At 44.9% G+C, this 12564-nt stretch carries 12 protein-coding genes; 7 read left to right on the top strand and 5 right to left on the bottom strand.

Features of this window, described 5'->3' with window-relative positions:
- Nucleotides 1-8: 8 nt before the first annotated feature.
- Both ispA and xseB read right to left on the bottom strand, forming a co-directional pair.
- A complete protein-coding gene (ispA, locus tag MTF70_RS19275; RefSeq protein ID WP_042521208.1) occupies nt 9-893 on the bottom strand; it encodes a (2E,6E)-farnesyl diphosphate synthase in 885 nt (294 codons plus the stop codon).
- 21 nt (nt 894-914) lie between these two features.
- A complete protein-coding gene (gene xseB, locus MTF70_RS19280; RefSeq protein ID WP_017635682.1) occupies nt 915-1157 on the bottom strand; it encodes an exodeoxyribonuclease VII small subunit in 243 nt (80 codons plus the stop codon).
- A 263-nt stretch (nt 1158-1420) separates the two neighbouring features.
- On the opposite strand from xseB, the gene pomA reads away from it, so the two are divergent.
- From pomA to rlmM, 7 genes are all read left to right on the top strand, one after another.
- Nucleotides 1421-2182 carry a flagellar motor protein PomA gene (gene pomA / locus MTF70_RS19285; RefSeq protein ID WP_005381564.1) on the top strand — a complete coding sequence of 254 codons (762 nt, stop codon included), beginning with the start codon at nt 1421-1423 and terminating at the stop codon, nt 2180-2182.
- 14 nt (nt 2183-2196) lie between these two features.
- A complete protein-coding gene (locus tag MTF70_RS19290; RefSeq protein WP_042521210.1) occupies nt 2197-3144 on the top strand; it encodes a flagellar motor protein MotB in 948 nt (315 codons plus the stop codon).
- A gap of 211 nt (nt 3145-3355) precedes the next feature.
- A complete protein-coding gene (gene thiI / locus MTF70_RS19295) occupies nt 3356-4804 on the top strand; it encodes a tRNA uracil 4-sulfurtransferase ThiI (protein WP_005383617.1) in 1449 nt (482 codons plus the stop codon).
- A gap of 510 nt (nt 4805-5314) precedes the next feature.
- The gene (locus MTF70_RS19300) at nt 5315-6235 is read left to right on the top strand and encodes a transcriptional regulator GcvA (protein ID WP_005383616.1); all 921 of its coding nucleotides are present in this window, start codon (nt 5315-5317) and stop codon (nt 6233-6235) included.
- Nucleotides 6216-6839: an alpha/beta fold hydrolase gene (locus MTF70_RS19305; RefSeq protein WP_137281757.1), complete on the top strand. Its 624-nt coding sequence runs from the start codon at nt 6216-6218 to the stop codon at nt 6837-6839. The genes MTF70_RS19300 and MTF70_RS19305 overlap by 20 nt, the downstream gene beginning before the upstream one ends.
- Complete coding sequence (locus MTF70_RS19310) at nt 6829-7227, top strand: DUF423 domain-containing protein (RefSeq protein WP_065274233.1); 399 nt, start codon at nt 6829-6831, stop codon at nt 7225-7227. Before MTF70_RS19305 ends, MTF70_RS19310 begins: the two co-directional genes overlap by 11 nt.
- Nucleotides 7224-8315: a 23S rRNA (cytidine(2498)-2'-O)-methyltransferase RlmM gene (gene rlmM / locus MTF70_RS19315; protein WP_017820611.1), complete on the top strand. Its 1092-nt coding sequence runs from the start codon at nt 7224-7226 to the stop codon at nt 8313-8315. The genes MTF70_RS19310 and rlmM overlap by 4 nt, the downstream gene beginning before the upstream one ends.
- 109 nt (nt 8316-8424) lie before the next feature.
- Here the strand turns inward: rlmM and xni are convergent, their stop codons facing one another.
- From xni to MTF70_RS19330, 3 genes are all read right to left on the bottom strand, one after another.
- The gene (xni, locus tag MTF70_RS19320; RefSeq protein ID WP_170890795.1) at nt 8425-9207 is read right to left on the bottom strand and encodes a flap endonuclease Xni; all 783 of its coding nucleotides are present in this window, start codon (nt 9205-9207) and stop codon (nt 8425-8427) included.
- Nucleotides 9208-9265: 58 nt separating this feature from the next.
- Nucleotides 9266-10642: a nucleotide 5'-monophosphate nucleosidase PpnN gene (gene ppnN, locus MTF70_RS19325; RefSeq protein ID WP_005383611.1), complete on the bottom strand. Its 1377-nt coding sequence runs from the start codon at nt 10640-10642 to the stop codon at nt 9266-9268.
- A 291-nt stretch (nt 10643-10933) separates the two neighbouring features.
- Nucleotides 10934-12499, bottom strand: a complete 1566-nt coding sequence (locus tag MTF70_RS19330) for a GGDEF domain-containing protein (protein ID WP_005381978.1) — start codon at nt 12497-12499, stop codon at nt 10934-10936.
- Nucleotides 12500-12564: the final 65 nt, after the last annotated feature.

Genomic DNA, 12564 nt, shown 5'->3' on the forward strand with positions numbered 1-12564 from the left:
TTATAGTGTTAATTTTTGCGCTCGATGACATATCGGGCGAACTCTTCGAGTAACTGAGTATTGTATGGGATAGCTTCCAATGCTTGAAGTGCTTCCTGTAACAGAGTGTGAGCTTTCTCTATGGCTCCCTCTAAACCCAGCAGGGAAGGATAAGTGCTCTTATTCAGACCTTGGTCGGAACCTTGAGGCTTACCCAGTGTTTCTGTGTCACTGATGATATCAAGAATATCGTCTTGAACCTGAAACGCCAAACCAATTGCTTTTGAGTAGCGCTCCAAGTGAGGTAGAACCTCGATACCTTTCTCACCAGCAGCTAATGCACCTAATTTTACCGCACAATCAATCAGAGCTCCGGTTTTTTTACGGTGTATCTCTTCCATTTCTTCAAGAGAAACTAGGCGATTTTCCGCGCCTAAATCTAAGGCTTGCCCTACACACATGCCGCTGGCACCAGAGGAATGCGCTAAGGCTTTGATCATATTGATGCGTTGAGCTTCTGCCGCCGAGCTTAATTGACCATCAGAAATAATAGTGAAGGCAAGAGTTTGTAGTGCATCACCTGTCAGTATTGCGGTTGCTTCATCAAACTTAATATGACAAGTTGGTTGACCTCGACGCAGTTCATCATCGTCCATGGCTGGCAGATCATCATGAATGAGTGAGTAGGCATGTATACATTCGATAGCAGCGGCGGGGGTGTCTAAGTCTTCAGGTTTACAGCCGAGCATTTGACCTGTGATGTAAACAAGAAAAGGGCGAACGCGTTTCCCACCTAGCAAAAGGCCGTATTTCATTGCTTGAATCAATGGCTGCTCTTGATATGGAAGCTGATCGAGCCACAAATTCAATTGCTGATTGTTTCTTTGTTGAAAAGACGTCAATGTCTGTTGCATCACATTGCTCACTACTGATTGTTATTCTGAATCTGGTTTGAAGTCACTCAGTGGTGCTTCATCATCTTCATTAAGAAGAATGCTCACGCGCTGTTCGGCGTCGCTTAATTTAGTTTGGCCTGCACGAGCTAAGGCAATGCCTCGTTCAAACTTACGCAGGGCATCATCTAGAGCAAGATCGCCATTTTCTAATTGATCAACCAAGCTATCAAGCTCTTCAATGGTTGCTTCAAAGGTCATGTTTTCTGGTTTCTTGACCGCCATCTTTTTTCTGCCTTAATCAAGCCTCGGGTAAGATGCACGAAAGTTACCTTAGCCTAGTAACTTGGTCAAATTTAACCTTATATAATTGTCACAAAATTAGCGTTCAACGAGTCTAAGCGGTGAAACCCCATATTTTGGTTGAGGTTGTTAGGTGTAATTTGTGATCCATTAGCTAAGATTTTTCTAAAAATTCTGCGCGAGTTGTCGATACAGGTAATAATCCGCCCAATGGCAGTATTTGAGTATAGCGTGAGGAGTGCTTTGTGGATTTAGCAACCCTATTAGGTTTGATTGGTGGTTTTGCATTCGTCATTATGGCGATGGTGCTTGGTGGCAGCATCGGCATGTTTGTCGATGTCACGTCGATCCTTATTGTCGTTGGTGGCTCAATATTCGTCGTGTTGATGAAGTTCACAATGGGACAGTTTTTTGGTGCGACAAAGATTGCAGGCAAAGCTTTCATGTTTAAAGCGGATGAACCCGAAGACCTGATCGCAAAAATTGTGGAAATGGCCGATGCGGCGCGTAAAGGTGGTTTTCTTGCTCTTGAAGAGATGGAAATAAACAACACATTCATGCAGAAAGGCATTGATCTACTGGTTGATGGCCATGATGCCGACGTTGTGAGAGCGGCACTCAAAAAAGACATCGCGCTTACAGATGAACGACATACGCAAGGTACTGGTGTATTTCGCGCCTTTGGCGACGTTGCTCCTGCAATGGGAATGATTGGCACCTTGGTTGGTCTTGTTGCGATGCTTTCAAACATGGATGACCCTAAAGCGATTGGACCAGCAATGGCCGTTGCACTCTTGACCACATTGTATGGCGCGATCCTGTCCAATATGGTGTTTTTCCCTATTGCGGATAAGCTTTCTCTTCGCCGTGACCAAGAAACGCTAAATCGCCGTTTGATCATGGATGGCGTATTAGCGATTCAAGATGGCCAAAACCCGCGAGTGATCGATAGTTACTTGAAGAACTACCTCAATGAAGGTAAACGTGCCCTTGAGATTGACGAGTAACTTGGAGAGTCGTGATGGATGATGAAGATAACAAATGCGATTGTCCGCCACCTGGCCTCCCGTTATGGATGGGGACATTCGCAGATTTGATGTCGCTACTGATGTGTTTCTTTGTTCTTCTGCTCTCGTTTTCTGAGATGGATGTACTGAAGTTCAAACAAATTGCAGGATCAATGAAATTTGCCTTCGGTGTGCAAAATCAGCTTGAAGTGAAAGACATTCCCAAAGGTACTAGCATTATTGCCCAAGAGTTTCGACCGGGTCGGCCGGAACCAACTCCGATTGATGTCATCATGCAGCAAACCATGGACATCACTCAGCAGACGCTTGAATTCCATGAAGGAGAGTCTGATCGAGCTGGTGGCACAAAACGTGATGAAGGCAAGTTAACGGGTGGGCAATCGCCAGAAACGTCAACTCAAAACAATGAGTCTGCCGAAGCGGACATGCAACAACAGCAATCTAAAGAGATGTCGCAAGAGATGGAAACCTTGATGGAAAGCATCAAGAAAGCCTTAGAGCGAGAGATTGAGCAAGGCGCCATTGAAGTTGAAAACCTCGGTCAGCAGATTGTTATACGTATGCGTGAAAAAGGTGCATTCCCAGAAGGTTCGGCCTTCTTGCAGCCTAAGTTTCGTCCTTTAGTTCGTCAGATTGCAGAGCTAGTAAAAGACGTGCCAGGCATTGTTCGAGTATCTGGTCATACAGACAATCGACCGCTAGACTCGGAACTTTATCGTTCTAACTGGGATCTCTCTTCTCAGCGTGCAGTATCAGTCGCGCAAGAGATGGAGAAAGTGAGAGGCTTCTCTCATCAACGTTTAAGAGTACGAGGCATGGCGGATACGGAGCCCTTGTTACCGAATGATTCTGATGAAAATCGTGCGCTTAACCGACGGGTTGAAATCAGCATTATGCAAGGAGAGCCTCTCTACAGTGAAGAAGTGCCAGTAATTCAATAACTAGGCTTTAGTTTTAAGTCAGTAAAGAGATAAGAAAGCGAGCAGATTGCTCGCTTTTTTTGTTTTTCCAATCCGCTTGGGTGTATAATCTTGCGCCTTAAAAGTGAGCTCAGACTACTTTTTGTGACTGAAACGCGGTTTTACTGCGTATGAAGTATTGAAGTTGAGTGTCACTCTTTGTTGATTGCGAAACTAACCTGCGAATTAGACTATGAAATTTATTGTAAAGCCCCATCCAGAAATTTTTGTAAAAAGTGAATCTGTGCGTAAGCGCTTCACAAAGATTTTAGAGTGCAACATTCGTAACATCATTAAGAGCCGCACGGAGTCTGTCGCGGTATTTAACCGTCGTGATCACATTGAAGTGACCTCTGAGAGTAACGAATTCCACGCTGAAGTTCTTGAGGTTTTGACTCATACACCAGGCATTCACCACGTACTGGAAGTGAAGCAAACTGAATTTAAAGACTTGCACGATATCTTCGAGCAAGTACTAGAACTCAACCGTGCTGCACTCGAAAATAAAACCTTTGTTGTACGTGCGAAGCGTCGTGGCAAGCATGACTTTACCTCTATTGAACTAGAGCGTTATGTAGGCGGTGGTTTAAATCAAGCGATTGAAAGCGCTAGTGTTAAGCTACGAAACCCAGACGTGACGATCAAGGTAGAAGTCTCGAACGACAAGCTAAACCAAGTATTGTCTCGTCATAAAGGCCTAGGTGGTTTCCCACTGGGTACGCAAGAAGACGTGTTAAGCCTGATCTCGGGTGGTTTCGACTCTGGTGTTTCAAGCTATCTTCATATCAAGCGTGGTTCAAAAGTACATTACTGCTTCTTTAACTTAGGTGGTCCAGCACACGAAATCGGCGTTAAGCAGGTTTCTCACTACCTATGGAACAAATACGGTTCTTCAGCAAAAGTACGTTTTATCTCAGTTGATTTCGAGCCTGTGGTTGCGGAAATCCTAGAGAAAGTCGATGACGGCCAAATGGGCGTGATCTTGAAGCGTATGTTTATGCGTGCAGCAGGCATGATCGCTCAGAAGATGAAGATCGAAGCATTGGTAACAGGTGAAGCGCTAGGTCAAGTATCGAGCCAAACGCTAACCAATCTACGCCACATCGATAACGTAACTGACACGCTGATTCTGCGTCCACTTATCAACTGGGATAAAGAAGACATCATCAATCTAGCACGTGAAATCGGCACAGAAGATTTCGCGAAGACAATGCCAGAATACTGTGGTGTTATCTCTAAGAAGCCAACCGTGAAAGCGGTGAAAGGCAAGCTAGAAGCTGAAGAAGAGAAGTTCGACTTTAGTATCCTTGAGCAAGTGGTTCAAGAAGCTCGCATGATGGACATTCGTGATATTGCGAAAGAGTCTGAGCAAGCCGCACCAGAAGTAGAGCAAGTTCAAGCGGTAGAAGAGCACGCGGTTGTGCTAGATATTCGTAGTCCTGAAGAGGAAGACGATAACCCACTTGAAATCGAAGGTGTGGATGTGAAACATATCCCTTTCTACAAGCTGGGTACACAGTTTGGTGACTTAGACCAGTCTAAGACATACCTACTTTACTGTGACCGCGGTGTGATGAGCCGTCTGCAAGCGCTTTACTTGCAAGAGCAAGGCTTCAGCAACGTAAAAGTTTACCGTCCATAGCTGACTGTTAAAATACGTTAAAAGGCGCAAATTGAGACATCAATTTGCGCCTTTTTTGTTTTTGATCGCGTTACAGACAACCATTACTTAGCATAATGTTGAGGCTTATCGCAAAGCCATACACTTTGTGTTGATATAACGATAATTAATCCGAAAGAAGAGTAATAAAGTGATATTGCTGCCAGATATGCGGATGAGATTTTTGATAGATAAAAAAACACCGCCTAATTTAGGCGGTGTAACAAATTTGACAGACAGGTCAAAAATAAATACAGGAAGTATATGTTTTGTCACAGGGAGTGTGGACAAAACATTATGGTAGAAATCTACCTAACTCGAAATACGAGTTTGCAAACACAACATCGCAACAACGAAGCCAATTGATTTCCAAAGAAATCAAGCCGTTCAGGCCCGTGTTGCGGGGTGAAATATAGAATTTATCTGGCTGTTCGACAACGGACATTTTATAATGTTTCAGATTAAAAAAACTAATCCTATTAGAGGTCCCATATGTCTCGCAGATTGCCTCCATTAAATTCGCTTCGAGTCTTCGAAGCGGCTGCTCGTCATCTCAGTTTTACACGAGCAGCAGAAGAGTTATTTGTTACTCAAGCCGCGGTCAGTCACCAGATTAAAGCGCTTGAAGAGTTCTTATCATTGAAGCTCTTCCGTCGACGTAATCGTTCTTTGTTGTTAACAGAAGAAGGCCAAAGTTACTTTCTCGATATCAAAGATATTTTCACCTCGATTGCGGAAGCGACAGATAAGGTGTTGGAACGTAGCGAAAAAGGGGCATTGACGATTAGCCTACCGCCGAGTTTTGCTATCCAATGGCTTGTACCTCGTTTGGCCGATTTTAATGCTCAAGAGCCCGATATCGATGTTCGTATTAAAGCCGTAGATATGGATGAAGGCTCACTGACTGATGATGTTGATGTGGCGATCTACTATGGCCGTGGGAACTGGCCAGGTTTGCGAGCAGATAAATTGTACCAAGAGTTTTTGATCCCACTTTGTTCACCTTCATTACTTTTGGGTAACAAACCATTAGAATCTTTAAGTGACCTCAAATTACATACTTTGTTACACGATACTTCGCGTAAAGACTGGAAGCAGTTTGCTCGTCATTACAACATTGAAGGCATCAACGTAAACCACGGTCCTATTTTTAGTCACTCAACGATGGTGCTACAGGCTGCTGCGCACGGTCAGGGGGTCGCGCTCGGTAACAACGTACTCGCCAAACCTGAAATGGAAGCCGGACGACTCATTGCACCATTCGACGAGGTGTTGATATCTAAGAATGCATTCTATGTGGTGTGTCATGAACAGCAGGCAGACATGGGCCGAATCGCAACGTTTAGAGACTGGATGTTAGCAACCGCGAGAAAAGAACAAGAGGAAGTATTGGATGAATCACTGGATAGCTGAGGGGCCTGAAAACGGACCGCTGTTTATTTTTGCTCACGGCGCAGGTGCGGGGATGGAGCATGACTTCATGACAGCTGTCGCCAAAGGATTAGTGGAGCAAGGTATTCGTGTAGTGCGTTTTAATTTCCCTTACATGGTGAAACGTTCGGAAGATGGCAAAAAGCGTCCGCCCGATCGCGCGCCAAAGTTGCTCGAAGCATACAGCGAAGTGATCGCTCACTTTACTTCTTCTCCCGTGGTTATTGGTGGTAAGTCAATGGGCGGTCGTATGTCGAGCTTGTTGGCTGAAAATGAGCTGGTGGCGGGCATTGCCTGTTTAGGGTTTCCATTTCACCCGCCAGGAAAGCCAGAGAAATACAAAGGCGAGCACTTAGCAACCATTGAGAAACCCACGCTGATTCTGCAAGGGGAACGAGACACCTTTGGTAAGCGTGAGGAATTCGATGATTTCGTCCTTTCGTCACAAGTAACGGTGAGCTTTTTGCCTGATGGTGACCACAGCTTCAAACCGCGCAAGATCTCAGGTCATACTGAAGTGGGTAACATTGCACTCGCGATAGAGAAGTTAGCGGCGTTTATAAAAGAGGTGTACAGTGAAAAGTAAGTGGTTACTCTCATTCTCTGCTCTGTCTGGGCTGATTTCGGTCGCTCTTGGAGCATTTGCTGCTCATGGGCTAAAAGCGATACTGACCCCTTATTTGCTCGGTGTATTTGAGACCGGAGTTCTGTATCAATTTATTCACACGTTGGCGATAGTGTTTTGTGCCATTCTGCTTCTGCTCAATTTGGGACAAAAAGCGCAAAAATATTTTTTCATTGCGGCGATTTGCTTTATTATCGGCATCTTTTGTTTTAGCGGCAGTCTTTACGCGCTGGCGCTGACGGGCATTAAGTGGTTTGGGCCAATTACTCCTGTAGGAGGGTTGCTGTTCATGATTGGTTGGTGTCTGTTCTTTTTTGCTGCGTTCAATATCAAAGAGGTCTCCAAGTGAAACAACTAATGCTCTATTGCCGTTCTGGCTTTGAGAAAGAGTGTGCTGGTGAAATTCAGGATAAAGCGACACAGTTGGAAGTGTATGGCTTCCCTCGTGTGAAGAGAAACTCAGGTTATGTTGTCTTCGAGTGTTACCAAGATGGAGATGCCGACAAACTTGCGAGAGGTTTAGACTTTAAGTCTTTAATTTTTGCTCGACAAATGTTTGCGGTAGCAGCTGAGTTTCAATCGTTGCCAAGCGATGACCGCATTAGTCCAATTTTGAATGAACTAGCAGACATCGAAGCATTCCCTCGTTGTGGTGATTTGAGAATTGAAACGCCAGATACAAATGAAGCGAAAGAGCTACTGAAATTCTGCCGTAAGTTTACCGTCCCAATGCGTCAAGCGTTGCGCGGCAAAGGCTTAATGCTGAACAAAGATAACGCGAAAAAACCAGTACTGCACATTTGCTTTGTTGAGCCTGGCCACTGTTACGTTGGTTACTCTTACACCGACAACAACTCACAGTTCTTCATGGGTATCCCTCGCCTTAAATTCCCAGCAGACGCTCCAAGTCGTTCAACACTTAAACTGGAAGAAGCATTTCATGTCTTTATTCCACGTGAAGAGTGGGATGAGCGTTTGGCACCAGGTATGTGGGGTGTGGATTTAGGTGCATGTCCAGGCGGTTGGACGTACCAATTAGTGAAGCGCTCAATGTTCGTTCACTGCGTTGATAACGGCATGATGGCAGATAGTTTGATGGAAACTGGCCAGATCAAGCACCATATGGTGGATGGCTTTAAGTTCGAACCAGACCGCAAGAACGTAACATGGATTGTTTGTGACATGGTGGAAAAGCCAGCTCGTGTTGCTCACCTGATGGGACAGTGGCTGTTAAAAGGTTGGGCAAAAGAGGCTATCTTTAACCTTAAGCTGCCAATGAAAGGGCGTTATGACGAAGTGCTGCAAGACCTTGAAAATCTGAAGCAGTTCCTCATTGATAATAAGGTAAAGTTCAAGCTACAAGCTAAACATTTGTATCATGATCGTGAAGAGATCACGATTCATATCCAATGTCTGTCGAATATTTCACCTTACTAACTTTATTCCCCGAGTCTTTTGGGAATAGTGATTAGAATAGAAAAAGCGCCTTCAAATGGCGCTTTTTTAATATCTGCCGGATTTCATGGTGTGAAACTACCATCGGACACTACTCCGCTTTGTTTGGCCCTAAAAAGCGAATATCTTGCAAGTTAAAGCCTAGTTCTATATCGCACTTTAAAGCGGCGACGCGTTTACATAAACGAGCAGACTCAATGTGCTCATCCAATTTTTTACGGTATTTCGGTACGAGATCTTCACTAGCGTAGGCAGCTTCAATACTCTTAAACTGAGTGAGAATCTCTTTCGCTGCTTTCGGACCAATTCCAGGTACGCCCGGAACCTGGCTAGAGCTTATCCCTGTTAATCCCCAGTAATCCGCTAGTTGACTTGGTTTTACGCCGAACTCTTTTTCGATAAATGGTTCATCTAACCAACGATGTTGGAAATAATCACGGATTTGTAGGGTAGGGGAAAGTAGCTGGCAGTAACCTTTGTCTGTGGAAACGATGGTGACTTTTTCACCATGGCTGGCCACTTTCGTTGCGAGTGTAGCAACCAAATCATCTGCTTCATCGCCTTCAGACAGCAATGAATCAATACCTTGCTCCCACCACGCTTGTTGAATCGCATCTAACCCTTGCAGTAATGGCTGAGGCATTGGTTTTCGGTTTTGCTTATAGTCAGGGAGAATTTCAGCGCGCCAACCTCTGTCTTGTTCGTGGTGATCAAAAACCGCGATGATGTGTGTCGGGTTGGCCTCTGACAGAATGCGAGTGAGGGTTCTTTGCGTTGTGCTTATGGTTCTTGCTATGTCGGTTGGATCTGGTTGTGCTGAGTGCACTCGGCGGATCAGGTTTAGGGCATCAATGATAACAAGATGAATAGACATAATGACTTAGCAATAAAAAAGGGGCGTAATGCCCCTAGTGTAACGAATGCTAGCCTGACTATCGACCACCAATTTCCGGGTGAGCGATTCGATAACACGGTTCGTAGTCTGAACCGCCAGGTAATTTCATTCGGTGCTGTTCGACAAAGTCTTTTAGCAACTTATCGAGTTTTTTCATGAGGACTGCGTCGCCATGAATGGTGAAAGGCCCTCTACGTTCTATTTCTCGAATACCTTCAGCCTTTACGTTACCTGCAACTATGCCAGAGAAGGCTTGACGCAAGTTGGCCGCTAAAACTTGCGGTTCTTGATCTAGGCTTAAATCCAATTGTTCCATCGACTCATGAGTAGGTTCAAATGGCAGTTGGAAGTTTGGCTCAATTTTCAATGACCAGTTAAAGCTGTACGCATCGCCTTTCTCTTTTCGGTGAAGGCGTACCGAGTCCATGGAGCGTTTCATAATACGAGCGACTTCTGCCGGGTCGTCAATGATGATCTCGTAGTGCTTTTGCCCTTCCTCACCAAGTGTGTCGCGAATGAACTCATCAATAGAGCGGAAGTACTCTTCACTCTCTTTTGGTCCTGTTAATACGATAGGCATTGGCTGATCGGCGTTATCCGGGTGCATCATGATGCCAAGAATGTACAGTAGCTCTTCCGCTGTGCCCGGGCCACCTGGGAAAATAACGATACCATGAGCCATACGGACGAAGGCTTCCAAGCGCTTTTCGATGTCGGGCATGATGACCAGTTCATTTACTATTGGGTTTGGTGGCTCGGCAGCAATAATCGAGGGTTCGGTTAAACCAAGATAACGTTGCTGAGTATAACGTTGCTTTGCGTGCCCAATTGCTGCACCTTTCATCGGCCCTTCCATTGCACCAGGGCCGCAACCTGTGCAGATGTTAAGTTCACGCAGGCCCAGTTCGTTACCCACTTCACGTGTGTACTGATACTCCACTCCATTGATAGAGTGACCACCCCAACATACGACAAGATTGGGTGCGATACCTGGAGTTAATGCTCTGGCATTACGAAGAATGCCGAACACGAGGTTCGTAATGTGAATTGGGTTAGTAAGGTTGAGCCGTTGGGCGTCTGCCAAGTGCATGTTTACGTAAACGATATCACGCAATACGGAGAACAGATGCTCTTGGATACCTTTAATTATTTCGCCGTCAACAAAAGCGTGCTCTGGCGGATTAGTCAGCTCAAGCTTAATACCACGCTCACGACGCACGACGTTGACATCAAACGATTGGTATTTATCGAGCAGTTCTTTCGAGTTATCGGTATGGCTACCGGAGTTCAACACCGCTAATGTGCAATTACGGTACAGCTGATAAAGTTCACTCGAGGCTGTGTTCTTTAAGCGCTCTACTTCTAGTTGAGATAGCAAGTCCATGCTACCAGCGGGGCTTATATGGGTAATCATAACGCCTCCTTGTGTTGCATTAATTTGAGGGAAAGTACCAACTTACCTTTTTGGTGTTATACGTATGGTTTGATGAAAGGTAGTTGGCCGATTTGGTTTTATGGTTATCAACTCCCAAGCAACCTCAAGATGATACATTTGCCTTTTATAAATACATCATCTTGAAGTGACTTGGGTTTTTACAGCTTAGCAGACTAAAAGGGAAGAAATGTGATAACTCGTTGAAAATGGGTGGTTATAAAGCGTAGATTGCACCAAATTTGGTTTGTTTGCTCGCTTTTTGTACGAATTCTAGCTCCAGTTAAGCTGGTTTGTTCCACGTTTTTTAGCGTCCGCAAGCATCTTGCCAAGACGATCGAGCACATACTCTGGCGTATCGGACTCTTTGAAAGACGTCGATACAGCAGCTAAGGTAATCATGATATTTTGCTCACGGAACTTAAAGGGTAATTGGCTAATATCACGCTGGATATGCTTAATCAGATCCAGTGTGTATTCTTCAGATTGTTCCGGGACGAGTAGAATGAACTCCTCGCCACCAAAGCGAGCCACTGTTTCCGTTTCTGATACGCGCTTGTTAATAGTACGAGCGATAATCTTCAGCGCTTTATCGCCAGCCGTATAACCATAGCTATCATTCACCGCTTTGAAATTGTCTACATCAAACAGCACAACACGAAGGTTTTGCTGAGAGCGAATCCAACGGCGATACTCTAGCTCTAGTCGATCGTTAAATGCAGTGCGGTTATAAACTTTAGTCAGCGGGTCAAGCAACATGCGCTGAGCTTGGTCATCTAAGCGTCGGCGATAATCTTGCGTAGTTTCAAATACCGCTTCGAGTTGGTTCTTACTGTAACTTAACCGTTCTTGCAGCGCTTGCTCTCGCTCTTCCGTCATTTTCAATCGCTCTGTCAGCGACGCCATTTTTTCGAGAAGAGGCGTGATTTCTTTTTTCACAACCGCGATATCTTGAGCTTGATTAAGTGACTTTTGGCTCAATTCAACCAAGCTGTTCATTTCTGTGTTGAGCTCTTGGCGGTGTTCAAAGTAGGTATGATGCTGGTCGACGTTCTGATGAACGGTTTTTAGGTTACTTGCGAGAGAAGTGTTCAGCTGATCAAGGAATTGGCTAGACGCCTCGCGCTCGAACTTTGTTGCTTCGACAACCAATTTCAGCGTTGAGAGCGTAAGCTCAATGAGAGACTCGGCACTCACGCCAAGGAGCAACTTAGCGCGAATATCCAGCAATCTATCGCCTGATTCTCCCTCGAAATCCAGCTCTGTAATAGTATGTTGGAGGTCGCTGGCTAAGCACTCAAGCTGAGATCTGTCGGGATTGTTTTCAAATTCACTAAGATGTAGACGTGAATTAGACGTGATGATTTTCAGAGCGCGTTCGTAAATACTCAGTAGCTTAGTGGCTTGATCAGCTTTATTGCTGGCGTGAACTTCAGAGAAACTCATCAGGTTCCGTAGTTCACGTTTTAACTGCGCAGGTAAGCCCGTGACACGTTGCAGTGTTTCACCACTGTGCTTGATTTGTTCGTCAAGGTAACCGTTTTGTTTATCCATCGTCTTCGACTGCTGTTTGAGCATCCTCTCTAATACCGCTAAACGCGGGATAAGAGTGCTGATATCTTTTTGATGTTGCAGCTCTTGTTGGATTTCAAATAGGTAGTTGGATACCTGAGTATTCGAACCCTGGCAAGCTGAAGACAATGATGCCACAACGCGTTTAAGAACTTGTTGTTCACGTTTGAATTTGAGTGAAGTATCACGATGAGTCAGTCTGAGTTGGTCAAGTTGACAACTCAGCTGATGCAGCTGCGACTGAATATCGGATTCCAAGATTCCCATGAAGTGACTACGGTTAAGTCCATGTACTACTGACAATTATCTGATAATAACAAAAAACTTTATAG

The sequence above is a fragment of the Vibrio sp. 2CM40D genome (genome assembly GCF_023161825.1).
GTDB lineage: Bacteria > Pseudomonadota > Gammaproteobacteria > Enterobacterales > Vibrionaceae > Vibrio > Vibrio alginolyticus.